Below are 23,135 nucleotides of genomic sequence, written 5' to 3'. Positions count from 1 at the left end.
GTGCGCTTCATCTGGCGGAACCTCGTCAGAGAGAGCAGCAGCGGTCTCGGCATCCCAATCGATGCGCCCTCTCGAAGGAGTTGCAGCGCTGGGCGCGGGAGACTCGCTCCCGGGAGTATCACTCCGCGTGATCTGCTCGCCTTCCGCGACCGGCGCCCAGATTTCTGGCGCGATCACCTGGGCGACGGGAACGGGGGACTGTTCGGTCGGAGGAGCTGCTGATGCTGCTGTCTGCGCCGTCTCGCTGGGGAGGACTCCGCCACGGGATTCCGGACTCCAGGGGGACGGTTGCCGCGAGCTCGTCATCGGGTCACCGACCTCTCGCGGCGCGATCGGCGGATTGACGTCGGCGGGTGCAATCGGCGAACTCGAGAGAGAGTGCACGGTGCCATTCGGTGACTCATCCGGGGTAGGCAGAGGGCGCTTGCGGTGAAACCAGCCACGTCCCCCGCCCTGTGCCATACCGACTGCTCCAAACCCTTGGTGTCGAAAGGAATCTCCGGCGTTTTCCGGTGGTCTCGACCCGAGAGTCCAGCCTAACCGTCGCAACCGACTCTCAACCTGTTGACTGGCGAACTGCGCGAGATCCGGACCGATCGTCCGTGTAGAGGACGCTTTCGCCGCCTCGGCTCGATGTTTGGGGGAGTGCCGGCATGAGTGCAGGAGCGTCCTCTCCGCTGCGGCCTGTGATCTGGGATTGGGCGACGACCGGCACTCAGATCCCCAACCCCCATTCGGACGAATCTTGGCCAGGGGTCGGAGGGTGCGCTGCGATCGGAGGATGGGTGTGAGGTGGCGGGCGGGGCTCGCTCGCTCACCCGGCGCTGGCAGCCGCGGAGACCTTCGCAGGGAAACGACCCGTTATCGATCCTCACGTGGCGACCGCGTCGCGAGCGATCAATGTTTCACGTGAAACGCGCTCGGTGGGGGACGCCACCAGAACTCCAGCGCCAGCATTTCCGGAGCAGAGGCAACAGCGACTCCGCGGTTTGCGGCGGCAACCCTCTTGCGAGCGGGCCACTGAAAGTGGAAGTCGACGTGGTCACTTCCCAAGCCGACGTGGGCAAGCGGCGTGGGCACCGCGCCGTGCGCCCGGGTTCTCAGAGCAAGCACGCCGGGCAGAGGCCGGCTGCATCATTCGAAGATCGCGCGCATCTCTGTGCGATGTTTCACGTGAAACGCATGCCATGTCGGGATGGGCCGATACACGCGGGGCCCGGGAGCGGAGGGCAGTGCCGACACCGAGCCGCTGCGCCGAGCCTCGAGTCTTTGTACTCGGGTCTGGCCGCGCCTCGAGTCCTCTCACGCCTGGGATCCACTCACGCCGCGAGTCCACTCACGCCACGAGTGCCATCGCGCGCCTCGGTGCTCTCGCGCCTCGGGTTTCCTCATGCCTCGTGTCTCCGCGTTTGGGTCGTCGGTCTGGGTCCTCCGTGTGTCGGACGCTCAGTGGTCGTTGATCGAGGGGATGCTGCCGCGTCGGACAGGCCGGCCTCGTAGAAAGTTCCCGGACGCGAGACTGATGGTTGAGGGAGCGTGTACCGGTATCGGTGCGGGATTTCATGGCGGGATCTTCCCGAGGTGTTCGGGCCATGGCAGACGGTGTGGACGTGGCATCACCGGATGGCGACCGAGGCACATGGGACACGGTCCTAGCCATGCTGACCGCTGCCGCCGACGCTGCGGGCTTGATCGATTGGTCGCTCCCTGAGGCGGCGGTCTCATGCAGATGGTCGACTTTCGTGCCCGCAGAGCGGGCTGCGCCTCAGCCCGGGTTGACCAGTGACGCTGGCGGCCTCCGGCGCCCAGACGTCCGACCGGTCGGCCGGCTCTATCAAGTGGTCCAACGCGTCTCCCCCTGGACTCACGCAGCTTGGGCCAAGCGGGTTGCCCAATCCATCGGGCGCGAACCGTCTGTGGCCGATCGAGGACATGACAGGCCAGCCAGCTGATGGAGCCATGAATGGATGGCGGCACGATCAACCCTGCGCCCGTTGACCCCCTCCGCCCTGGTGCCCGAGCACGGCAATGACAGAGAGGTATCGCGCATGCTCGAGACGAGGACATCACTCAGCCGAGTCGGCTCGGTCAGGGCGTTGCCCCGATCGCGGCGCGCCACTCCCCAACGCTGGATCGTGCGCGCCGAGAGAACCTCGCGACGTGCGCCACTCGCGGCGCCGCACACCTCATCGCCGTGACTAAGCCGGGCGGCTCGATCAATCTCGATCGGTTGGGTCGAGGAACTCCACCACTGCGATCCTCTCGCCCAACTTCGTCATTGCGAGGAGATCGACGATGGATCGGATCCACTCGAACCGGCGGGCAGACCCGCATGTCGGTGCAGCCGGCGGCCCGAACGCATGCCGCAGACAAGAGTCGGCATGCCGTCTTCCACATGCTGCCTTGCGGCGTGCTGCCCACTTCGCCCTATCTGCGGATCCGCGCCGTGAACCGCTGGCGCTCCAATCGTTGAATGCCTGCGCCGTGATCGCCGCCATTGAGTTGCTGAATGTGAATTGGTCGCTTCGATCAGACGCCCGTGCCTTCGGTATGACGGTGCGCCAACGGACCCGGCAGCCCACAGAACCACGTCGACTCCGCAAGCGCGTTCGCCCGCGAACCACCCTTACCGAACCGAAGGACACCCGCTGGCGTCCATTGCCACTACCTCTGAGTGTGATGGATTGCCTCGTCGGCCAGGATCCGCCGGGGCCGATCACCCAGCAGGCTCGTCGTGCTGACATGGCCATCGCTTGCAGCCATGGGGCTTGCAAGCAAGAAGACGCTGAACGCTCTGTGTCTGAGGCAGACCCACGAACACGGGTGGCCCGAGCGGCCGATGGCGTGACCCGGCCTGCACCCGAGCCTGGCCGAAGTCACACCGAGCTCCACCACGTGGACTGACTGCGCAGGCAAGCGGAGGCGACAGGTGCATTACGGGGCCGTCGGCTTCACTCCCTTTGGTGTTGAGCGACAATCTCGCCTGCACCGCGGCCATACGATCTCGAACTGCCATCCGTTTCACGTGGAACGCTATGAGGGTTGGCGTGACAGGACGGGCTCAGCGCCTGATGATCGGCGCCTCGCGTTTCACGTGAAACGCGAGCACTTCGAGCAACGCCGAAAAGGTGGGGGACTCCGCGGAATTTAAATCCTCGGGCCTTGAACGCCTGCACTCGCACCAGCGGCACGGCAGTGGCTGGGAGGTTGATCCGCACCTCGAGCTCTTCGCCGCCCTTCAGGAAAGCGCGCGGGCACGAGTCCCTAGCCAAGGTCAACGATCACATGCCCACAACGCCGTCGGGGCACGCACCGTCCGCACGACGATCTGCATGCACGCGAACCTCACGAACGTGCCGACATGACCTCGCGTGCCTGGCGAAGCGAACAGTGAGGGTCAATCTCATACGGCGAACTCGCCAGGTCGCACGAACAAAGTCACCGAGCGGTCGCGCGGAAGACCCTGGTCACCTCGGAGACAAGGTCCTCACCGAGCACGAGCACCTCGACATCGTGCAATTGGTGCTTGCGGATGACCTTCTCGGCGGCTGCAATCTCGCCGTCGACGCCGGCGCCCTTCATGAGCACGAGTTCACCACCCGGCCGAAGCAGGGGAGCGGTCACTGGAATCAAGGTTCGCAGCGCACTCACGGCACGAGCCGTCACCTGATCGAGCGAGTCGAACAGCTTCGACTCCTCGGCTCGAGCCCGGACGACCGTCACGTTCTCGAGTCCGAGCGCCGTCGCCTGGCGCTCGAGCCAGGCGACTCGGCGTTCCATCGGTTCGATCAGCGTGAAGGACACGTCCGGTCGAATGATCGCGAGAACGAGACCGGGGAGACCTGCGCCCGAGCCGACGTCACCGACTCGCCCGGGTCGAAGCAACGGCGCCACGAGCGCGCTGTTCAGCACGTGCCTGGTCCAGAGTCTCGGCAACTCGAGCGGGCCGATCAACCCGAGCTCTTCTCCGTGGCGTGCGAGCGCGTTCGTGAACGCGCGGCCCGACTCGATGTGCTCACCGAAGATCGACGCAGCTGCGGCGGGCTCGGATTCCAGCTCGAGCTCGACGTCGTTGTTCATCGTTTCACGTGAAACATCAGCCGACTCGGGTGATGACCGTGTGACGCTCGCCACCCTCGCCACGCGACTCGGAGTGCAGCCCACGCTCAGCGACGAGATCGTGCACGAGCTTGCGCTCGTATGACGACATCGGGGGAAGGGAGGCTTCGGCCGCGCCACCCTCGATGCGCTCGGCTGCGCGCTCGACAAGACTCGCGAGCTCGTCGCGCCGCGCGTCACGCGAGCCGCCGATGTCGAGGATCAGGCGTGAGAACGCGCCAGTTTTCGTCTGCACGGCGAGCCGGGTGAGCTCTTGGAAGGCGCTCACGGTCTCGGGCTTCGAGAGCAGGTTGAGGTTCGCTCCCTCACCGGCGTTCACGGACACGTACGCGCGGCCGTTGCGAGCGTCGATATCGATGTCTCCATCGAGATCCATGATGTCGAGGAGTTCTTCGATGTAGTCGGCCGCGATGTCGCCCTCTTCTTCGAGCTGCGCAGTCGATCGATCAGCGGTGTCGTTCTGTACGTCGGTCATGGGTCTACTTCCCCTGCTTCTTCGCGCGGTTCTTGCCCACGGGCTGCTGGCGCTGGGTCTTCTTCGGTTCCTGGGGCTCGGACTCGGCCGGCTTCTCTTCGACGACGAGCTTGCCCTTTCGGGCAAGGCGCTCTTCACGAGCCTTCGCCGCTTCGCTGCCCGGCGTGGGCATGTTGCGGATGACCACGAACTGCTGACCCATGGTCCAGAAGTTCGAGACCAGCCAGTAGAACATGACGCCGATGGGGAAGGCCACACCCGAGAAGGCGAACACGAGGGGGAGCAGGTACAACAGGATGCGCTGCTGCCGGAACATCGGGCTCGCCTTGGTCTCGGGCGACATGTTCTTCGACACGATCTGCAGCTGCGTGATGAACTGCGAGGCGGTCATCAGCACGATCATGACGCTCGCCACCACCATGACCTGCCACGGCTGGAAGCCGTTGTTCCACGCGTTGATGAACGTCTCGTTGAGGGGTGCACCCAAGAACACAGCGTTCGAGAACGAGTCGGCGAGCGCGGGCGTGAGGAGGCCGACCCCGCCGCGGTCGGAATGGATCGAGGCGTCGTTGAGCACCGAGAAGAGACCGAAGAAGATAGGCATCTGCAGCAAGAGCGGCAAGCACGACGCGAGGGGGTTCGTGCCGGTCTTCTTGTACAGCTCCATCGTCTCGCGCGACATGGCCTCACGCGAGAACTGGTCTTTCTTGCCCTTGTACTTGTCTTGGATCTTCTTGAGTTGCGGCGCCACCTCGAGCATGCGGCGCTGGCTCTTGATCTGACGGACGAAGATCGGGATAAGCGCAGCTCGCACCACGATGACGAGACCGACGATCGACAGCACCCAGGTGAGCCCGGCATCGGGGTCGAGCCCGATGAATGTCCACAAGGAGTGGAACGCGACGAGGATCAGCTCGATGACCCATTTGATGGGCCAGAGGACAATGCTGATGATGTCCATGTGGTTGAGTCAGTCCTTTCGGGACACAGTGGGGGAGGAGTGCGCGAAGTCGTGCGAGTGGGTGTGCTCGTGAGGTGCAGCGGCAAATGTCTGTGCTGCGGCATCCGTCGTTGGGAAGCCTGCGGGAACCACCCATCCGAAGCCCGTCACGCGGTAGCGCGAATGACGAGCGGCGCGAACATCGTCGATGCCGCCGGCGGTCCAGGGGTTGCAGCGAAGAATGCGCCAAGCCGTGAGTGCTGAACCGATGACGAGTCCTCGCTGCTGCACCGAATCCAGGCCGTAGGCAGAACACGAGGGGTAGTACCGGCAGACGTCACCGTAAAGCGGCGAGATCGCGGCGCGGTACCCACGAATGAGGAGCACCCCGAGATTGCGGGGGATGAGCGCGGCGAAGAGCACGGCGTTCTTCACGCTAGTGGCCCTTCTCCTGTGTCGAGCCGGCCGAAGCCCGTGCGCGTCGTCGCGCGAGAGCAGTGAGCACCTCGGCGCGAATCTCGCTCCACTCGGCGTGCGAAGCCGACGGCAACGCACGTACGACCACGTCGATATCGGCGATGCCGTCGCCCAGCGCTTCATGGCATACGGCTTTGAGTCGCCGCCGCACGCGATTGCGACGGACGGCGCCGCCGACCTTCTTCGAGACGATGAAGCCGAAGCGCGCGTCAGTGCCCGACTCCCGTGAGCGCACATAGCTCACGGTGTGGGCACCGGCGACCTTCGCACCCCGGCGGACGATGACTCGATAGTCGTCGGCGCTCGTGATGCGATTGGCTTTGGCGAGCACCGAAGAACTATGCGGAGAGTTCGGTGCGACCCTTGCCGCGGCGTGCCGACAGGATGGCACGGCCGGCGCGGGTGCGCATGCGAAGACGGAAGCCGTGCTTCTTGGCGCGACGACGGTTGTTCGGCTGGAAAGTACGCTTGCTCATTCTTCTTCTCCGGCGTTCGGATCTCCTCGCCGGAATCGCTCTACAGCGCGATGGCGGGAAAACTGGGTGCCCTGACGGGCTGGGGTCAACTGATTAAAACTACGGCCTCGCGGCCTCGCGGTCAAACTGAACGGCATTCGACCGAGCGCAGTGCAAAAGAGACAGTATCGCTCCAACCTCGGGATCGCCTGTGGAACGACACGCCGACGCGATCGAATCCCTCAAGCGGCATTTGTCGCGGGCGGCTTCTTTGGATAGCGTTTGACACCAGTTATCCCCAGCTCGGTGCGCGGAATCTCGGGCTTCTTCCGAATTCTCCCCACAGGGAGTGGATAACCTACTGAACACTCGCCTCACGCCGCTTGCTCCGTCGATCGGGGGATCGATGAGCGGCAGACGACGGCACCGGATTGAATGCGGGGAACGATGACAGAACAGCCCATCTCGGATACGTGGGCGACGATCCTCGATCGGCTGTCAGACGACGACGCGATCACCCCGATGCTGCAGGGTTTCCTCAACCTGGTCGAACCCAAGGGCATCGCGGCCGGCACCTTCTACCTCGAGGTGCCGAACGACTTCACCGCGAGCATGCTGAACCAGCGCATGCGCGTCTCGCTGCTCTCGGCGATGAGTGTCGTCGAGGCACCGTCACCGGTGACGTCGTTCTACGTGGTCGTCAATCCCGAGCTCGAAGAGGCCAGGGCGCCCGAGCCGCAGTCGCCGTTCGTCGACGAGATGCTCGACCCGGTCGAGACGCCGGCCTCGCCGCAGTCGGTGTTCGAGAACACGAGCCCTGTGGCGTCGCGCGACACCCGGCTCAACCCGAAGTACGCCTTCGACAGCTTCGTCATCGGGCAGTCCAACCGCTTCGCCCATGCTGCGGCGGTCGCCGTGGCCGAGGCTCCGGCCAAGGCGTACAACCCGCTCTTCATCTACGGTGACTCGGGCCTCGGCAAGACCCACCTGCTGCACGCCATCGGCCATTACGCGATGAGCCTGTACCCGGGCATCCGGGTTCGGTACGTGAGTTCCGAGGAGTTCACGAACGACTTCATCAACTCGATCGCGAACAACCGCGGTTCCCTCTTCCAGCAGCGCTACCGCAACATCGACATCCTGCTGATCGACGACATCCAGTTCCTGCAGGGCAAGGCCGAGACGCAAGAGGCGTTCTTCCACACCTTCAACACGCTGCACGACCACAACAAGCAGGTCGTGATCACGAGCGATGTGCCGCCCAAGCACCTCACGGGCTTCGAAGACCGCATGCGCAGCCGCTTCGAGTGGGGCCTCATCACCGATGTGCAGGCGCCCGACCTCGAGACCCGCATCGCGATCCTGCGCAAGAAGGCGCAGTCCGAGCGCCTACAGGTGCCCGACGACATCCTCGAGTACATGGCGTCGAAGGTCTCGAGCAACATCCGCGAGCTCGAGGGCACGCTCATCAGGGTCACGGCGTTCGCGAGCCTGAACCGCACGCCCGTCGACATGCCGCTCGTGCAGACGGTTCTGAAAGACCTGATCTCGGATGACTCGGACAACGTGGTCTCGCCGGTCGACATCATCACCGCCACCGCTGACTACTTCAAACTGACGGTCGACGACCTCTACGGCTCGAGCCGCTCGCAGGCGGTGGCAACCGCTCGACAGATCGCGATGTACCTGTGTCGCGAGCTCACGAGCCTGTCGTTGCCGAAGATCGGCCAGCTCTTCGGCAACCGCGACCACACGACGGTGATGTACGCGAACAAGAAGATCTCGGAACTCATGAAGGAGCGTCGCTCCATCTACAACCAGGTCACCGAGCTGACTGCGCGCATCAAGCAGGTCAGCCGCTACCGCTGAGCCGGATCCGCCCGAGCCTTGCCGAGTTCCGACGCGCCCGGAAATCCGGTCGTGCGACGGGTCTGAACGGCACCAGAACGGCGCCCGCAGGCCCGTTCGGACCGATTCCCACAGTTGTGGAGAACCTGTGGATTGTTAACGAGCAACCGCCCAGTACCTGTTGAGACAGCCGCCCCGCCTGTGCAGAACAGTGTCATGCGTTTCGCATCGGCCTTCGGCATGCGCTCATGAACCCACACACTGTGCACAGATCGGATGCCCCACGTTCGGCGTCGTTCCGCGGGTCTCCGAACACCATCCACAGTTTCCACAGCGGTTAACACTGTTAAGAGTTAATGGTTTAAGGGGAGATTCCCACAACCTCGAGATGAGCCGCCGTCGCTCGACGCTCGTGGGAGCAGCGCGCCAAATCGAATCGCCCCGCGGTGAGCTGATCTGTGCGGATAGCATGGGAGCCACCCAGCGACATCCACGACGGGAGAACCGTGAAGTTCCAGGTCAACCGCGACGTCTTCAGTGAGGCCGTTTCCTTCGCCGTCAAACTGCTGCCCCAGCGCACCACGTTGCCGATCCTGTCGGGCGTGCTGATCCAGGCGAACGCCGACGGCCTCGTGCTCTCCTCCTTCGACTACGAGGTCTCATCCCAGACCGAGATCCAGGCCGACGTCGAAGAGCAGGGCACGGTGCTCGTGTCGGGTCGACTGCTCGCCGAGATCGCCGGCCGACTGCCGAACGCGCCCGTGCGGGTCGCGACCGAAGAGAGCCGTATCTCGGTGAGCTGCGGCTCGGCGAGTTTCACGCTGCTGTCGATGCCGGTCGAGGAATATCCCTCGATTCCCGAGATCGGTGCACAGTCCGGCGTCGTTCCCGCCGAGGAGTTCGCCGCGGCCGTCGCACAGGTCGCCGTCGCCGCGTCACGTGACGATGTCACGCCGGTCATCACGGGCGTGCAGCTCGAGGTTCGCGAGAACAACCTGAGCCTCGTCGCCACCGACCGCTACCGCGTCGCAGTGCGCGAGCTCGATTGGGACGGCGGCACCGTTGCGAGCGAAGAGACCGTCACGGCACTCGTTCCGGCTCGGACCCTGCAAGAGGTCGGCAAGACGTTCGGGCACTCGGGCACGATCTCAGTCTCGATCACGAGCCGCGACGACCGCGAACTCATCGCCTTCAGCGCCGAGAAGAAGACCGTCACGTCGCTGCTGATCAAGGGCAACTTCCCGCCGGTGCGCCGGCTCTTCCCCGAGACGGTCGAGAACTACGCGGTGGTCAACACCGCCGAACTGATCGAAGCCACCCGACGAGTTGCGCTCGTGCTCGAGCGCGAGGCGGCCCTGCGCTACAGCTTCACCACCGATGGGCTGACGCTCGAGGCCATCGGCAGCGAGCAGGCCCAGGCATCGGAGTCGATCGACGCGATCCTCACCGGCGACGACACCGTCGTGTCGCTGAAGCCGCAGTTCCTGCTCGACGGGCTCGGGGCCGTGCACTCGGAGTTCGTGCGGGTCTCGTTCACCAAGACCGAGAATCCCAACAAGCCCGGCCCCGTGCTGATCACGAGCCAGTCTTCGCGCGAGCAGGCCGGCGCCGACAGTTACCGCTACCTGCTGCAGCCGAACCTGCTGCTGCGCTGACGCCAGTCGAGCGGCGGATCGAGTAGGCGCGCCAGCGCCGTATCGAGATCTAGCGACGAAGGAGCGTATCGAGACCCGCGGTGGCGATCCCGATACGTTCGCTGGCGCTCACTACTCGATCAGCGCCCGTCGTCGGCGGTGCGGGGTAGCGTGGTGAATTGCGATTCCGGCCGCCACGCGGCATCCGGATGCCTCGTCGTCGAAGGGAGCCCAGCGTGCACGTCGCCCGGCTCTCGCTGACCGACTACCGCAATTACGAGCGCGCCGAACTCGAACTCGGGCCCGGGGCCACGGTGCTCGTGGGCCGCAACGGCCAGGGCAAGACCAACCTCGTCGAGGCGATCGGCTATCTCGCGACGCTCGGTTCGCACCGGGTCTCGGGCGACCAGGCGCTGATCAGGGCAGGTGCCGACGCCGCGATCGTTCGCGCACTGCTCTCGCACGGCGATCGCGAGCTGCTCGTCGAACTGCAGTTGAATCGGCAAGGCGCCAACCGAGCGCAACTCAATCGATCGCCGGTGAAGACGCGTGAACTGCCGCGCTACGCCCACAGCGTGCTCTTCGCCCCCGAAGACCTCGCGATCGTTCGGGGCGAGCCATCGGTGCGTCGCCGACTGCTCGACGAACTGCTCGTGCAGCGCACACCCCGGCTCGCGGGCGTCATGGCCGACTACGAGCGGGTGCTGAAGCAGCGCAACTCGCTGCTGAAGAGCGCCCGCGCCCGCGGCATCGCCGCCGACAAGCTCACGACGCTCGACATCTGGGACGAACGACTCGTGACCATCGGCTCCGAGCTCATCGACCAGCGCCTGGCACTCGTCGCCGAGCTGCGCGAACCACTCGCGGCCGCGTATCGATCGATCGTCGACGCCGACCATGCACCGGGAATGACCCCGTTGCTCTCGATCGACGGTGCCGACCCCGACGCCGATGCCGAGGCATCCGCTGCCATCACCGAAACCGCATCGAGCACGCGCGAGCGATTCGCCGAGGCCGTGCAGTCCCTTCGATCCAAAGAGCTCGAGCGCGGCGTCACGCTCGTCGGGCCGCACCGCGACGATGTCGTGCTGCTGCTCAACGGGCTGCCGGCCAAGGGCTACGCGAGTCACGGCGAGTCCTGGTCGTTCGCCCTCGCGTTGCGGCTGGCATCGGCCGAGCTCCTGCGGCGCGATTCGATGACGGGTGACCCGGTACTCGTGCTCGACGACGTCTTCGCCGAACTCGACCGCCTTCGGCGGGAGCGACTCGCGAGCGCCATCGTGGGATTCGAGCAGGTGCTTGTGACCGCCGCCGTGCTCGAAGACGTGCCGGCACCGCTCACCGCCCGCATCGTGCACATCGAGGCCGGTCGCATCGTCGACGGCGATGAGGTGCTCTCGCCGAGCACGTCGGGCACTGCACACACCGATAGCGAGATCAGCGATGTCTGAGGCCGCGCGCGTCTACCAGCACTTCCGCGAGATCTTCGGCGGTGAGCCGCGCACTCGCACGGGCCGACCGGGCCGGGTGCGTACGCGCGAGGTATCGGGCAGCGAGCCCTTCACCCCGGGCCGCGACCCGAAGCCGCTCGCCGACACGATCGACTCGCTGAGCACCCAGCTCGGCTGGAACGGCCCGCTCTCGCAGCACGACGTGCTCGCGTCGTGGGCCGATATCGCCGGTGAAGAGACGGCACGTCACTCCGAACCGATCGCGATCGAGGGCGGCATGCTGCAGGTGCGGTGCGAATCGACCGCCTGGGCCACCCAGCTGCGCATGATGCGCACGCAACTCCTCACCGAGATCATGACCAGGTTCCCCGGCGCCGGCGTCGAGTCCATCCGCTTCCAAGGGCCCGATGCCCCCACCTGGAAAAGGGGCCCCAGATCGGTTCCAGGGCGTGGCCCGCGCGATACTTACGGCTAGGCAGGCAAATTCGGTCACTTCCGATCTGTTATCGCCCCAGATCGGCGCTTCGCGGCACCCGGCGACCCTCGATTTGATAGGATCGAGAGTCGCCAGAATGACGGTCAGGAGCCCGATTCACACATGACAGCGGAACCGACGAAGGCCCAGCAGACACCGGCTTACGGTGCTGATGAGATCCAGGTACTCGAGGGCCTCGAAGCGGTTCGCAAGCGGCCGGGTATGTACATCGGCTCGACGGGTCCCCGAGGCCTGCACCATCTCGTCTCCGAGATCGTCGACAACTCGGTCGACGAAGCGCTTGCGGGCTATGCCACCACCATCGACGTCACGATCCTGCCCGACGGCGGTGTGCGCGTCATCGACGACGGCCGCGGCATGCCGGTCGACCTGCACAAGACCGAGGGCCGCTCGGCGGTCGAGGTCATCCACACGGTGCTGCACGCCGGCGGCAAGTTCGGCGGCGGCGGGTACGCGGTTTCAGGCGGACTGCATGGCGTCGGTGCATCCGTCGTCAACGCACTCTCGACCAGATTCGACGTCGCCGTGCGCCGACAGGGGCATGTCTGGCGCCAGTCGTACACCATCGGTGTGCCCGACGCACCGCTCTCGAAAGACGAGCCGAGCGACGAGACCGGCACGACGACCACGTTCTGGCCGAGCGCCGAGATCTTCGAGACCATCGAGTTCGACTACGAGACGCTGCGCGCCCGATTCCAGCAGATGGCCTTCCTCAACAAGGGCCTGCGCATCACCCTGACCGATGAGCGCGTCGGCCATGTCGAGATCGATCCCGACGACACGGCGGCCAACGAAGCGGATGCCGCGTCGCCCGGACAGCGAACCGACACGTTCCTCTACGAGCGAGGGCTCGTCGACTACGTCGAGTACCTGAACCGCTCGAAGAAGTCCGACGTCGTGAACGACGAGATCATCTCGTTCGAGACCGAAGACACCGAGCGCAAGATCGCGCTCGAGGTCGCGATGCAGTGGACGACGTCGTACACCGAGTCGGTGCACACCTACGCGAACACGATCAACACGCACGAGGGCGGCACCCACGAAGAGGGGTTCCGGTCGGCACTCACGACGCTCGTGAACAAGTACGCCCGCGAGAAGGGCATCATCAAGGAGAAAGACGACAACCTCTCCGGTGACGATGTGCGCGAGGGACTCACGGCCGTCATCTCGGTCAAGCTCGCCGAACCGCAGTTCGAGGGCCAGACGAAGACGAAGCTCGGCAACACCGAGGTGAAGTCGTTCGTGCAGAAGGTCACCTCCGACCAGCTCGGCGACTGGTTCGAGCGCAACCCCACGCAGGCTCGCGACGTCATCCGCAAGGCCATCCAGGCGGCGACCGCCCGCCTCGCGGCGCGCAAGGCGCGCGAGGCGACCCGGCGCAAGGGGTTGCTCGAGTCGGGCGGCATGCCGGGCAAGCTGAAGGACTGCTCGTCGAAAGACCCCTCGCTCTCCGAGATCTTCATCGTCGAGGGCGACTCGGCCGGCGGCTCGGCCGTGCAGGGCCGAAACCCCGAGACGCAGGCGATCCTGCCGCTGCGCGGCAAGATCCTCAACGTCGAGAAGGCCAGACTCGACCGCGCTCTCGGCAACGCCGAGGTGCAGGCGATGATCACCGCCTTCGGCGCCGGCATCGGTGAGGACTTCAACACCGAGAAGGCCAGGTACCACAAGATCGTGCTCATGGCCGACGCCGATGTCGACGGCCAGCACATCACGACGTTGCTGCTCACGCTGCTCTTCCGCTACATGCGGCCGCTCATCGAGTTCGGCTACGTCTACCTGGCGCAGCCGCCGCTCTACCGGCTCAAGTGGACGAACGCCGACCACGAATACGTCTACTCCGATAAAGAGCGCGATGCGCTGCTCGATGCCGGTGCGGCCGCCGGCAAGCGCATCCCGAAGGACAACGGCGTGCAGCGCTACAAGGGCCTCGGCGAGATGAACCACCAGGAACTGTGGGAGACCACGATGAACCCCGAGACCCGCACGCTGCTGCAGGTCACCATGGACGATGCGGCCGCCGCCGACGAGATCTTCTCCACGCTGATGGGTGAAGACGTCGAGAGCCGCCGCAACTTCATCCAGAAGAACGCGAAGGACGTGCGTTTCCTTGACATCTGATGTGATCAACCCCGGCGACGAGGGTTACGACGGCCCCGGCGTGCACGGCAGGATCGACCAGGTCGACCTGCAGCTCGAGATGCAGCGCTCATACCTCGACTATGCGATGAGCGTCATCGTCGGGCGCGCGCTGCCTGACGTGCGCGACGGCCTGAAGCCCGTGCACCGCCGCGTCATCTACGCGATGTACGACGGCGGCTACCGGCCCGACCGCGCCTTTTCGAAGTGCGCGCGTGTGGTCGGCGACGTCATGGGCCAGTTCCACCCCCACGGTGACACGGCGATCTACGACGCCCTCGTGCGTCTCGTGCAGCCCTGGAGCCTGCGGTACCCGCTGGCACTCGGCCAAGGAAACTTCGGATCGCCCGGCAACGATGGCGCGGCGGCGCCGCGATACACCGAGACGAAGATGGCTCCGCTCGCGCTCGAGATGGTTCGAGACATCGAGAAGGAGACCGTCGACTTCCAGGACAACTACGACGGCCGCACGCAAGAGCCCGCGATCCTGCCCGCCCGTTTCCCGAACCTCCTCGTCAACGGATCCGTCGGCATCGCCGTCGGCATGGCGACGAACATCCCGCCGCACAACCTGCGCGAAGTGGCATCCGGTGCCCAGTGGTACCTCGAGCACCCGGATGCCTCGCGCGAGGAGCTGCAGGAGGCGCTGATCCAGCGCATCAAGGGTCCCGACTTCCCGACCGGCGCGCAGATCCTCGGCGTCAAGGGCATCAACGACGCCTATCGCACAGGCCGCGGCTCGATCACGATGCGCGCCGTCGTCTCGGTCGAAGAGCTGCAGGGTCGCACCTGCCTCGTGATCACCGAGCTGCCCTACCAGGTGAACCCCGACAACCTCGCGGTGAAGATCGCCGATCTCGTGAAAGACGGCAAGGTCGGCGGCATCGCCGACATCCGTGACGAGACCTCGGGCCGCACCGGTCAGCGCCTCGTGATCGTGCTGAAGCGCGACGCCGTCGCGAAGGTCGTGCTCAACAACCTCTACAAGCACACCCAGCTGCAAGACAACTTCGGCGCGAACATGCTCGCGATCGTCGACGGCATTCCGCGCACGCTCTCAATCGACGGGTTCATCGCGCACTGGGTCGACCACCAGATCGAGGTCATCGTTCGGCGCACGCAGTTCCTGCTGCGCGAGGCCGAGGCGCGCATGCACATCCTGCGCGCCTACCTCAAGGCGCTCGACGCCCTCGACGAGGTCATCGCACTCATCCGCCGTTCGCCCACCGTCGAAGAGGCGCGCGACGGCCTGATGGAGCTGCTCGACATCGACGAGCTGCAGGCGAAGGCCATCCTCGAGATGCAGCTTCGTCGTCTCGCCGCCCTCGAGCGGCAGAAGATCATGGACGATGCCGCCGAACTCGCCGAGATGATCGTCGACTACGAGTCGATCCTCGCGTCGCCCGAACGCCAGCGCACGATCGTCTCCGAAGAGCTCGCCGAGATCGTGGCGAAGTACGGCGATGAGCGTCGCACGCACATCATGCCCGGCTTCGACGGCGACATGGCGGTCGAAGACCTCATCCCCGAAGAGGAGATGGTGGTCACCGTCACCCGCGGCGGCTACGTCAAGCGCACACGCAGCGACAACTACCGCTCGCAGCACCGCGGCGGCAAGGGAGTCAAGGGCGCGCAGCTGCGCGCCGACGATGTCGTCGAGCATTTCTTCGTCACCACGACGCATCACTGGCTGCTGTTCTTCACGAACATGGGCCGGGTCTACCGCGCGAAGGCGTACGAGATCCAAGAGGCCGGCCGTGACGCCAAGGGTCAGCACGTCGCGAACCTGCTCGAGATGCAGCCCGACGAGCAGATCGCCGAGATTCTCGATATCCGCGACTACGCGGTCGCGCAGTACCTCGTGCTCGCGACCCGCGACGGACTGGTGAAGAAGACCGACCTCACGGCGTACGACACCAACCGTTCGCGCGGCGTCATCGCGATCAACCTTCGCGAGGGCGACGAGCTCGTATCGGCGATGCTCGCCGACGAGCACGACGAGATCCTCCTCGTCTCGAAGAAGGGCATGTCGCTGCGCTTCGAGGCGACCGACGAGGCGCTCCGCCCCATGGGCCGGTCCACCTCCGGCGTCAAGGGCATGTCGTTCCGTGCCGGCGACCAGTTGCTCGAGGCATCCGTCGTGGCCGGTTCGTTCGCCGAGGCGGATGGCGAGGCCGCACCTGCGGCCGCCGCCGCCGGCTCCGTGGAGTCCACCGAGTCGGATGTCACGACTGACGACGACGGCGCCAGGTTCGTGTTCGTCGTCACCGAGGGCGGGTATGCCAAGCGCACCGCCGTCGACCAGTACCGACTGCAGAACCGCGGCGGACTCGGCATCAAGGTGGCCAAGCTGAGTGACGATCGCGGCGATCTCGCCGGCGCCCTGATCGTCGGCCGAGACGACGAGGTGCTTGTGGTTCTTGCCAGTGGCAAGGTGGTACGCTCTGACGTCGCCGAGGTTCCCGCCAAGGGCAGGGACACGATGGGTGTCGTGTTCGCGAAGTTCGCGGACGACGACCGAATCATCGCCATCGCGAAGAATTCCGAACGGAATCTCGTGGAGGAGGCCGCAGAGTCCGAAGCGGCCGAGCCCGCGCGAGAGGAGTAGCCGTACATGAGTAGCGTCGCCGACAAGCTGGCCCGCAAATCGAATCGAAAGACGCCTGCCAAGCAGGTGCGCCTTCGGCTCGTCTACATCGACTTCTGGTCGGCGGTGAAGTTGTCGTTCCTCGTCGCGGTGTGCCTCGCAGTCGTCAGCATCGTCGCCACGTTCCTCATCTATACGGTGTTGAACTCGACCGGCATCTTCGAGAAGCTCAACGAGCTGGTGCAGGATGTCGCGGGAGCGGGCGGTGACCTCACGACGATCCTGTCGCTCGGCAACGTCATGGGCTTCGCCGTCGTCGCGGCGCTGCTCAACCTGGTCGTGACGACCGCGCTCGGCGCCATTCTCGCCGTGCTCTACAACCTCAGCGTCAAGATCACCGGCGGAATTCTCGTCGGCTTCACCAACAACTGACGCCGGCTTCGGCCGATTCGGAGATTCCTGCCACGTCCGGTAGTCTTTCCTTCGGCCGAAATTCGGGGATATAGCTCAGGCGGTTAGAGCGCTTCGCTGATAACGAAGAGGTCCGAGGTTCAAGTCCTCGTATCCCCACTCCACACAATTTCATACCTCTGGGATGCCACGGCATCCCGCTCGGGGCCTTAGCTCAGTTGGTAGAGCGCCTGCTTTGCAAGCAGGATGTCGGGAGTTCGATTCTCCCAGGCTCCACAGTTTTCTCTCCAGAGTCGTCACTTCTCGCGCGTCTCTCTTCGCGCGCAGCCGTCGCTCGACCACCGCGACGGCAACTCCGTTCGGTGTGCTCGCCAGGGCTGCCGCTACAGTGTCCCAATGGACATCCGCATCGCCGCGTACGGGGTCATCATCCGAGACGACCGCATTCTGCTGTCGCATTGGAACGAGCACGGTCGCTCGGGCTGGACGTTGCCGGGCGGCGGCATCGAGGGTGCGGAGCACCCCCACACGGCTGCGCAACGCGAGATTCGCGAAGAGACGGGCTACGAGGCATCCGTCGATCGACTGCTCGGCATCGACACGATGATCGTGCCCGCGTCGAAGCGTCACACCGGGGCCGCGCCGCTCTATGCGATGCGTGTCGTCTACCGGGCGAGCGTCGTCGGCGGCGAGTTGCGCAATGAGATCGGCGGCTCGAGCGACGAGGCTCGGTGGTTCGGTCTCGAGGAGGTGCCGCGTCTCAAGCGGGTGAGCCTGCTCGATATCGCGCTTCGCCTGAATGCGGCCGAGCCGCTCGACGGCGTGCCGCCGGCTACGGGCGGGTAGTGCCGCGCGGTCGTCTCGTCAACGGTCCGGCCGAGCCGGTCGAACCGTTCGCGACACGACCGCGAGGTGCCGAGCGCCCCGGGGGTCGAAGTCGTCGCAAGGGCGACGTCCTCGTCCCGCGGGGGCCGGCCATGAGGGTGCGTGATGATCTGCATGGGATCAGATCATCGATTGTGCGATGAGCGCGATGCGCTGGAACTCAGCGGCCTGCAGGCGTGCTGCGACCAGTTCGTTGCGACGGCGATCGGTGTTGGCCGCGTAGCTGCGCTGCTCGTCTTGACGACGACCCCATGCGATGAGGGCGAGCCCGGCACGACGTGCCACGCGCTCGCGCAGACGGCGTGCATCGGCACGGAGGGTGACGGTCTGCGCCTGGGAGGTGCGACCGACGGTGAGAGTACTCGTATTCACGGTGGTTCCTTCTGGTGTTGGTGTTGGTGTTGGTGCTGGGTGTTGCGGTGCGATGTTCAGTTGTGGGCACGCGCTCGTCGGTGTCAGGGTCCGAGTTGCTCGCGCAGTGTGAGCGCGAGAGCACGGACGATCGTGATCGATCGAGCAGCAGGTCGGAGGTCCCGGGGCCGAGAGCGCCGCTGATGACGGCGGGCGCGACGCGCGCTCGAGGTCGAGCGCCGGCATGCGTGACCGGGATGCTTGTGTCGCCGGAGCATCCGATCGTCGTGAACGACGATTCGACGACCGAGAGGTCGCCATCGGAGGCGCGGCGATGGCCGCAGGTCACGCCCGAGGGGCGGAGGTGACGGTCAGGCGCGAGTGCGCGTGCCGTCGGGGCGAACTGCTAGCAGGCCCGAGACGAAAGGAGGACTCCCGTGTGGGCCGCGGTAAACGCTGGCGTGAAGATGTGCTTCATCATGGGTATCAACTCCTCTCAATTCTGCGTATGAACAACGGTTCTAGACACTAGCGGGATTCTCACGTCGACCGCAAGGTGAATTCACAGATTCGTTCAGAATCAGTGCGGCCGCCGGTGCTTGAGGCCCGTGGGACGACGATGGCCCCGCCTGGATCAGGCGGGGCCATCGGTGGTGCTGGGAGCGATCAGACGTCGCTCGGCGATGCCGGGGTCGGCTCGTCGTCGGCGACCCAGAGCTCGTCGTCGGCGCGGAACGTCTGCCAGACGGCGTAGGCGACACCGGCGGCGGCGATGATGCCGGCGCCGATCGCGAGATACGTGCCGACGCCGGGGCTGTTCTTCTGCTTGACGACGGCCGCCGCGCGGGGCGATACCCGCTCGATCGCACGGCGCACACGAGCGTCGTTGGCGATGTCGCCGATCGAGAGCACGGAACCGAGCGCATTGCCGACCGTGCGCTCGACGGTGTCGCCGGCGGTGCGGGCGACTCGGCCGGCCTGCTGAACCCCCGGCCGAACGTAGCTCTCATACCCCGTGCGAACGCGGGGCACGACCTCTTCGCGCGTGAGCTGGCCGAGCTGGCGGCTCGCCTCGCGAGCGACGGCGTTGGCGTGCTCGAGCACGTGCTGCTGGTCCTCCCAGAGTTCCCCAGCGTGGCTCTGCAGTCGCTTGAGTTCCTTCCGGCGCTTGCGTGACAGGCTCATCTCGACCTCCATCGTTGTGAGCGAACCACTCCATCTTGCCACCGAAACGGCTGGAAGCGGGGTGGGAGTCCGAATACGGCATGCCGCTTGACGAATCGGCGCGTGACAGAATATGAGGATGCCGATTCCCACCGCAGTTGCGACGCTCAACACCAACCACGGACCCATCAAGGTCGACCTCTACGGCGACCACGCCCCGAAGACGGTCAAGAACTTCGTCGGCCTCGCCACCGGCGAGATCGAGTGGACGCACCCCGCCACCGGCGAGAAGTCCACCGCTCCGCTTTACGACGGGGTCATCTTCCACCGCATCATCCCCGGGTTCATGATCCAGGGCGGCGACCCGCTCGGTCAGGGCGTCGGCGGCCCCGGCTACCAGTTCGACGACGAGATCAACCCCGAGCTCGACTTCACCGAGCCCTACGTGCTCGCCATGGCCAACGCCGGCATCCAGATGGGACGCGGCACCAACGGCTCGCAGTTCTTCATCACCACCGGCCCCACCACGTGGCTGCAGGGCAAGCACTCCATCTTCGGCAAGGTGAACGACGAGGCGAGCCGCGCGGTCGTCGACCGACTCGGCGCCGTCGCCACCGATGGTCGCGACAAGCCCCTCGAAGACGTCGTCATCGAGAGCGTCACCGTCGAGCAGCTCTGATCCGCGGGTGAGCGACTCGGGGCCTGATCGGGCGAACTTCTGTTATCGGCATCCCGATCGACAGAGCTACATCCTGTGCCAACGGTGCGGGCGCACGATCTGCCCCGAGTGCCAGACCCAAGCGGCCGTCGGGGTGGTCTGCCCCGAATGCATGCGCGAACAGCGCGCCACTGCGCCGCGAACGAAGCCGGCGGTGCTGACCCGCATGCGCTCGGCCGCCGGCCGTGGCGCTCCCGTCGTGACGTATTCCCTCATCGGCATCACGTTCGCGGTCTTCCTGCTGCAACTCGTGCCCGGGCTCGCGATCACTGATCGGCTGCTCTACGCCGGTGTGTACTCGCTGCCGGGCAACCTCGAGCCGTGGCGCATGATCACCTCGATCTTCGTGCACTCGACCGGCCTGATCTTCCACGTGCTGCTGAACATGTACACGCTGTGGATCTTCGGGCAACTGCTCGAGGGGCTGCTCGGCCGCTGGCGGTTCCTGGCGCTGTACCTCATCGCCGGCCTGGGCGGCTCGGTCGGCGTGCTGTGGCTCGGCGACCCTCGCGTCGCAGTGGTCGGTGCCTCCGGCGCCATCTTCGGCCTGATGGGCGCGTTCCTCGTGATCCAGCGCCGACTCGGCGGGCAGACGACGCAGCTCTTCGTGCTGCTCGGCATCAACCTCGTGATCGGCTTCGTTCCCGGGTTCAACATCGCGTGGCAGGCACACCTCGGCGGCCTCGCCGTCGGCGCGCTGATCGGGTTCATCTTCATCGAGACGCGCAAGCGATCGCAGCAGAAACTGCAGATCTGGCTGCTCGTCGGGGTGGCGCTCGTGCTGCTGCTCCTGAGCTTGCGGTACTTCTTCCTGCCCATCGGCTGACGCCGTGCGAAGTTATCCACAGCAGTTTCCACAGCTGGGGAGAGTTACACAGGTGTAATTGTCGTCATTTCGGGGGACGCGGCCGTTCGCCCGTTTTCCACACCTGTGGATAACTGCGCCCGACGGGCACGTCGACTCCGATCGCGCGACACGAAGAGAGGGGCGGATGCCGCAGCATCCGCCCCTCTCTGTCGTGAGGTCGTGCCGGCTATCGCCAGCGAGTGGTCATGAGGAAGCCGATGAAGGCGATGCCGAAGCCGATAAGGATGTTCCACGAGCCGAGGTCGGCGATGGGGAACGCGCCTTGGCTCACGTAGAACACGATGATCCAGGCGAGCCCGACGAGCATGAAGCCGAACATGACGGGCTTGAACCACACCGGGTTCGGAGCCTCTTCGCCGCTCGCCTGTTCTGCGCGCGCGGGCTTCGTTGATTTCGTACGTGCCATGCGGGTGATTCTAGCCGAGCTTGGCCCTGCGAACACATTCGTCTCCGGGCAGCGCGGGCTAGAATCACCCCTATGTCCGAGTCGCACCCCGAAGCCCGGCGCGAGCGCCGCTCGGCGCATGGCCGGCGCAACCGGGTGAGCGTCGTCGGAGTGCTCGGTGAACTGCTGCTCACGGCCGGTGTGCTGATCCTCATGTTCCTCGGCTGGCAGCTGTGGTGGAACGACGCGATCATGGCCGGTCAGCAGTCGTCTGCGGCATCCGAACGCAGCAGTGAGTGGCTCGAGCAGGCGCGCGAGACGCAGGGCGAGACCCCGCCGCCGGCGCCGGCAGACTACGGCGAGCCCGTCGTCGACGCCACCGACTACGGCAACGGCGATCCCTTCGCCGTGATGTACGTGCCGCGCTTCGGCGAAGACTCGCAGCGCAACATCGCCGAGGGCTACGGGCTCGATGTGCTCAACAGCTTCGATCTCGGCGTCGGGCACTACCCCGACACGCAGATGCCCGGTGAGGTCGGCAACTTCGCGATCGCCGCCCACCGGAGTGCCTACGGCGGTGGCATGCACGAGATCGAGCAATTGCAGCTCGGTGACGCGATCTACATCCAGACCAAAGACGGCTGGTACACCTACCGGTTCCGCGACTTCGAGTACGTCACGCCAGAGACAGTCGACGTGCTGGCACCCGTGCCGCATCACCCCGAGCTCGCCGCGGCCGACCGCATCGTCACGCTCACGAGCTGCAACCCGTTGTTCTCGACCGCTGAGCGCATCATCGCCTACGGCGTGCTCGAGTCGTGGCAGCCGGGTTCGGCCGGCCCGCCGGCCGAGATCGCCGAGACCGTCGCCACCTGGGGGAACTAGACATGTACGGTGCACTCTGGCGCATCCTGCCCGGGCCGGTCTGGCTCCGCATCATCCTGGTGCTGCTGCTCGTCGCAGCCGCCGTCTTCGCGCTGTTCACCTGGGTGTTCCCCTGGGTCGACGGCATCCTCAACCCGATCAACGTCACGGTGGAATGAATGACCCGCATCCTCGTCATCGACAACTACGACAGCTTCGTCTACACGCTCAACGGCTATCTGCAAGAGCTCGGTGCTGAGACCGAGGTCGTGCGCAACGACGCATTCGACGTCGCCGAGGTGCCCGCGCGCATCGCCGCGTACGACGCCGTGCTGATCTCACCGGGGCCGGGCAAGCCATCGGATGCCGGTGTGTCGATCCCGATCGTCGAGGCCGCCCTCGGCACTGGTCAACCCGTTCTGGGCGTCTGCCTCGGGCACCAGGCGATCGCAGAGGCGTTCGGGGCCGTCGTGACGAACGCCGAGGAGCTCATGCACGGCAAGACCTCGCAGATCACCCACGACGCCAGCTCGTTCTACCACGGGGTACCCCAGCCGTTCATCGCGACGAGGTACCACTCGCTCGCCGTCGTCGACGACACGGTGCCGGCATCGCTCGTGGTGACGAGCCGCACGCAGGGCGGGGTGATCATGGGCCTCCGGCACGTGACCGCGCCGATCTACGGTGTGCAGTTCCACCCCGAGTCGGTGCTGACCGAGGGCGGCTACCGCATGCTCGGCAACTGGCTCGCCGTCGCCGGCCTGCCCGAGGCTCGCGAGCGTGCCGTGGGCCTCAGCCCGCTCGTGCGGGCGAACGCGACGAGTTCGAGCGTCTAGCGGAGCGGGGGGCCGCGGGTTTCGAGACGGCG

Annotated in this window: 22 protein-coding genes, 2 tRNA genes and 1 pseudogene; 16 read left to right on the top strand and 9 right to left on the bottom strand. The window is 65.6% G+C overall.

All coding sequences use genetic code 11. From position 1 onward, the window contains the following. Positions 1 to 1,390: 1,390 nt before the first annotated feature. Positions 1,391 to 1,706 (top strand): annotated as a pseudogene (locus H521_RS25415) (transposase); the annotation flags it as partial. Between the two features lie 1,732 nt (positions 1,707 to 3,438). On the opposite strand, the gene rsmG reads toward H521_RS25415, so the two are convergent. Genes rsmG through rpmH form a run of 6 tightly spaced genes read right to left on the bottom strand, consistent with a single transcriptional unit; the run spans position 3,439 to position 6,487 of the window. Beyond that, the gene (gene rsmG / locus H521_RS0107335) at positions 3,439 to 4,080 is read right to left on the bottom strand and encodes a 16S rRNA (guanine(527)-N(7))-methyltransferase RsmG (protein ID WP_022892380.1); all 642 of its coding nucleotides are present in this window, start codon (positions 4,078 to 4,080) and stop codon (positions 3,439 to 3,441) included. Between the two features lie 16 nt (positions 4,081 to 4,096). Further along, complete coding sequence (locus H521_RS0107330; RefSeq protein WP_022892379.1) at positions 4,097 to 4,594, bottom strand: Jag family protein; 498 nt, start codon at positions 4,592 to 4,594, stop codon at positions 4,097 to 4,099. A 4-nt stretch (positions 4,595 to 4,598) separates the two neighbouring features. Next, positions 4,599 to 5,555, bottom strand: a complete 957-nt coding sequence (gene yidC / locus H521_RS0107325) for a membrane protein insertase YidC (RefSeq protein ID WP_022892378.1) — start codon at positions 5,553 to 5,555, stop codon at positions 4,599 to 4,601. A gap of 9 nt (positions 5,556 to 5,564) precedes the next feature. Next, complete coding sequence (gene yidD, locus H521_RS25410; RefSeq protein WP_022892377.1) at positions 5,565 to 5,969, bottom strand: membrane protein insertion efficiency factor YidD; 405 nt, start codon at positions 5,967 to 5,969, stop codon at positions 5,565 to 5,567. A 1-nt stretch (position 5,970) separates the two neighbouring features. Continuing rightward, entirely contained in the window at positions 5,971 to 6,342 is a 372-nt protein-coding gene (gene rnpA, locus H521_RS0107315; protein WP_022892376.1) for a ribonuclease P protein component, read from the bottom strand. A 7-nt stretch (positions 6,343 to 6,349) separates the two neighbouring features. Beyond that, positions 6,350 to 6,487: a 50S ribosomal protein L34 gene (gene rpmH, locus H521_RS0107310; protein WP_022892375.1), complete on the bottom strand. Its 138-nt coding sequence runs from the start codon at positions 6,485 to 6,487 to the stop codon at positions 6,350 to 6,352. Positions 6,488 to 6,913: 426 nt separating this feature from the next. Between rpmH and dnaA the strand changes: the two genes are divergently transcribed. The 10 genes from dnaA (at position 6,914) to H521_RS0107260 (ending at position 17,878) form a co-directional block, all read left to right on the top strand. Continuing rightward, positions 6,914 to 8,335 (top strand): chromosomal replication initiator protein DnaA, encoded by a 1,422-nt coding sequence (dnaA, locus tag H521_RS0107305; RefSeq protein ID WP_026482032.1) that lies wholly within the window; start codon positions 6,914 to 6,916, stop codon positions 8,333 to 8,335. Positions 8,336 to 8,820: 485 nt separating this feature from the next. Next, positions 8,821 to 9,969, top strand: coding sequence for a DNA polymerase III subunit beta (gene dnaN / locus H521_RS0107300; RefSeq protein ID WP_022892373.1), 1,149 nt, complete (start codon positions 8,821 to 8,823; stop codon positions 9,967 to 9,969). Positions 9,970 to 10,184: 215 nt separating this feature from the next. After that, positions 10,185 to 11,399, top strand: a complete 1,215-nt coding sequence (recF, locus tag H521_RS22015; RefSeq protein ID WP_022892372.1) for a DNA replication/repair protein RecF — start codon at positions 10,185 to 10,187, stop codon at positions 11,397 to 11,399. Then, a complete protein-coding gene (locus tag H521_RS0107290) occupies positions 11,392 to 11,874 on the top strand; it encodes a DciA family protein (protein WP_022892371.1) in 483 nt (160 codons plus the stop codon). Before recF ends, H521_RS0107290 begins: the two co-directional genes overlap by 8 nt. A gap of 123 nt (positions 11,875 to 11,997) precedes the next feature. Further along, entirely contained in the window at positions 11,998 to 14,016 is a 2,019-nt protein-coding gene (gene gyrB, locus H521_RS0107285) for a DNA topoisomerase (ATP-hydrolyzing) subunit B (RefSeq protein WP_022892370.1), read from the top strand. Continuing rightward, the gene (gene gyrA / locus H521_RS0107280) at positions 14,006 to 16,642 is read left to right on the top strand and encodes a DNA gyrase subunit A (protein WP_245560948.1); all 2,637 of its coding nucleotides are present in this window, start codon (positions 14,006 to 14,008) and stop codon (positions 16,640 to 16,642) included. The genes gyrB and gyrA overlap by 11 nt, the downstream gene beginning before the upstream one ends. Positions 16,643 to 16,648: 6 nt before the next feature. Further along, on the top strand, positions 16,649 to 17,053 hold the full coding sequence (locus tag H521_RS0107275) for a DUF3566 domain-containing protein (protein ID WP_022892368.1): 405 nt from the start codon (positions 16,649 to 16,651) through the stop codon (positions 17,051 to 17,053). Positions 17,054 to 17,117: 64 nt separating this feature from the next. After that, positions 17,118 to 17,191, top strand: a tRNA-Ile gene (locus H521_RS0107270). Positions 17,192 to 17,235: 44 nt separating this feature from the next. After that, positions 17,236 to 17,308: transfer RNA gene (locus tag H521_RS0107265), tRNA-Ala, on the top strand. A gap of 120 nt (positions 17,309 to 17,428) precedes the next feature. Then, on the top strand, positions 17,429 to 17,878 hold the full coding sequence (locus H521_RS0107260; protein ID WP_026482029.1) for an NUDIX hydrolase: 450 nt from the start codon (positions 17,429 to 17,431) through the stop codon (positions 17,876 to 17,878). A 159-nt stretch (positions 17,879 to 18,037) separates the two neighbouring features. Here the strand turns inward: H521_RS0107260 and H521_RS0107255 are convergent, their stop codons facing one another. Then, on the bottom strand, positions 18,038 to 18,289 hold the full coding sequence (locus H521_RS0107255; RefSeq protein ID WP_022892367.1) for a hypothetical protein: 252 nt from the start codon (positions 18,287 to 18,289) through the stop codon (positions 18,038 to 18,040). Positions 18,290 to 18,934: 645 nt separating this feature from the next. After that, complete coding sequence (locus H521_RS0107250; protein ID WP_026482028.1) at positions 18,935 to 19,453, bottom strand: hypothetical protein; 519 nt, start codon at positions 19,451 to 19,453, stop codon at positions 18,935 to 18,937. Positions 19,454 to 19,571: 118 nt separating this feature from the next. On the opposite strand from H521_RS0107250, the gene H521_RS0107245 reads away from it, so the two are divergent. Both H521_RS0107245 and H521_RS0107240 read left to right on the top strand, forming a co-directional pair. After that, positions 19,572 to 20,111: a peptidylprolyl isomerase gene (locus H521_RS0107245; RefSeq protein ID WP_022892365.1), complete on the top strand. Its 540-nt coding sequence runs from the start codon at positions 19,572 to 19,574 to the stop codon at positions 20,109 to 20,111. A 151-nt stretch (positions 20,112 to 20,262) separates the two neighbouring features. After that, positions 20,263 to 20,976: a rhomboid family intramembrane serine protease gene (locus tag H521_RS0107240; RefSeq protein ID WP_026482027.1), complete on the top strand. Its 714-nt coding sequence runs from the start codon at positions 20,263 to 20,265 to the stop codon at positions 20,974 to 20,976. Between the two features lie 208 nt (positions 20,977 to 21,184). Here the strand turns inward: H521_RS0107240 and H521_RS0107235 are convergent, their stop codons facing one another. Further along, positions 21,185 to 21,424 carry a cell division protein CrgA gene (locus tag H521_RS0107235; RefSeq protein ID WP_022892363.1) on the bottom strand — a complete coding sequence of 80 codons (240 nt, stop codon included), beginning with the start codon at positions 21,422 to 21,424 and terminating at the stop codon, positions 21,185 to 21,187. A gap of 72 nt (positions 21,425 to 21,496) precedes the next feature. Between H521_RS0107235 and H521_RS22010 the strand changes: the two genes are divergently transcribed. From H521_RS22010 to H521_RS0107220, 3 genes are read left to right on the top strand one after another with little or no spacing between them, the layout of a single operon-like run. Beyond that, positions 21,497 to 22,288: a class E sortase gene (locus H521_RS22010; protein ID WP_022892362.1), complete on the top strand. Its 792-nt coding sequence runs from the start codon at positions 21,497 to 21,499 to the stop codon at positions 22,286 to 22,288. Positions 22,289 to 22,290: 2 nt separating this feature from the next. Then, the gene (locus H521_RS26065) at positions 22,291 to 22,446 is read left to right on the top strand and encodes a hypothetical protein (protein ID WP_022892361.1); all 156 of its coding nucleotides are present in this window, start codon (positions 22,291 to 22,293) and stop codon (positions 22,444 to 22,446) included. Next, the gene (locus H521_RS0107220) at positions 22,447 to 23,103 is read left to right on the top strand and encodes an anthranilate synthase component II (RefSeq protein ID WP_022892360.1); all 657 of its coding nucleotides are present in this window, start codon (positions 22,447 to 22,449) and stop codon (positions 23,101 to 23,103) included. It abuts the gene before it with no gap. Positions 23,104 to 23,135: the final 32 nt, after the last annotated feature.

Origin of the sequence: Agromyces subbeticus DSM 16689, from assembly GCF_000421565.1 — a bacterium.
GTDB lineage: Bacteria > Actinomycetota > Actinomycetes > Actinomycetales > Microbacteriaceae > Agromyces > Agromyces subbeticus.
The sequence above is the reverse complement of the archived record's forward strand: the minus strand, read 5'-3'. Positions and strand labels throughout refer to the sequence as shown.

What these genes read in the sequence shown, in the direction of transcription:
- rsmG (WP_022892380.1), bottom strand. Translation starts at nt 4,080, where the DNA reads ATGAACAACGACGTCGAGCTCGAGCTGGAATCCGAGCCCGCCGCAGCT.
- H521_RS0107330 (WP_022892379.1), bottom strand. Translation starts at nt 4,594, where the DNA reads ATGACCGACGTACAGAACGACACCGCTGATCGATCGACTGCGCAGCTC.
- yidC (WP_022892378.1), bottom strand. Translation starts at nt 5,555, where the DNA reads ATGGACATCATCAGCATTGTCCTCTGGCCCATCAAATGGGTCATCGAG.
- rpmH (WP_022892375.1), bottom strand. Translation starts at nt 6,487, where the DNA reads ATGAGCAAGCGTACTTTCCAGCCGAACAACCGTCGTCGCGCCAAGAAG.
- dnaA (WP_026482032.1), top strand. Translation starts at nt 6,914, where the DNA reads ATGACAGAACAGCCCATCTCGGATACGTGGGCGACGATCCTCGATCGG.
- H521_RS0107290 (WP_022892371.1), top strand. Translation starts at nt 11,392, where the DNA reads ATGTCTGAGGCCGCGCGCGTCTACCAGCACTTCCGCGAGATCTTCGGC.
- gyrB (WP_022892370.1), top strand. Translation starts at nt 11,998, where the DNA reads ATGACAGCGGAACCGACGAAGGCCCAGCAGACACCGGCTTACGGTGCT.
- H521_RS0107275 (WP_022892368.1), top strand. Translation starts at nt 16,649, where the DNA reads ATGAGTAGCGTCGCCGACAAGCTGGCCCGCAAATCGAATCGAAAGACG.
- H521_RS0107260 (WP_026482029.1), top strand. Translation starts at nt 17,429, where the DNA reads ATGGACATCCGCATCGCCGCGTACGGGGTCATCATCCGAGACGACCGC.
- H521_RS0107250 (WP_026482028.1), bottom strand. Translation starts at nt 19,453, where the DNA reads ATGAGCCTGTCACGCAAGCGCCGGAAGGAACTCAAGCGACTGCAGAGC.
- H521_RS0107245 (WP_022892365.1), top strand. Translation starts at nt 19,572, where the DNA reads ATGCCGATTCCCACCGCAGTTGCGACGCTCAACACCAACCACGGACCC.
- H521_RS0107240 (WP_026482027.1), top strand. Translation starts at nt 20,263, where the DNA reads ATGCGCGAACAGCGCGCCACTGCGCCGCGAACGAAGCCGGCGGTGCTG.
- H521_RS0107235 (WP_022892363.1), bottom strand. Translation starts at nt 21,424, where the DNA reads ATGGCACGTACGAAATCAACGAAGCCCGCGCGCGCAGAACAGGCGAGC.
- H521_RS22010 (WP_022892362.1), top strand. Translation starts at nt 21,497, where the DNA reads ATGTCCGAGTCGCACCCCGAAGCCCGGCGCGAGCGCCGCTCGGCGCAT.
- H521_RS26065 (WP_022892361.1), top strand. Translation starts at nt 22,291, where the DNA reads ATGTACGGTGCACTCTGGCGCATCCTGCCCGGGCCGGTCTGGCTCCGC.
- H521_RS0107220 (WP_022892360.1), top strand. Translation starts at nt 22,447, where the DNA reads ATGACCCGCATCCTCGTCATCGACAACTACGACAGCTTCGTCTACACG.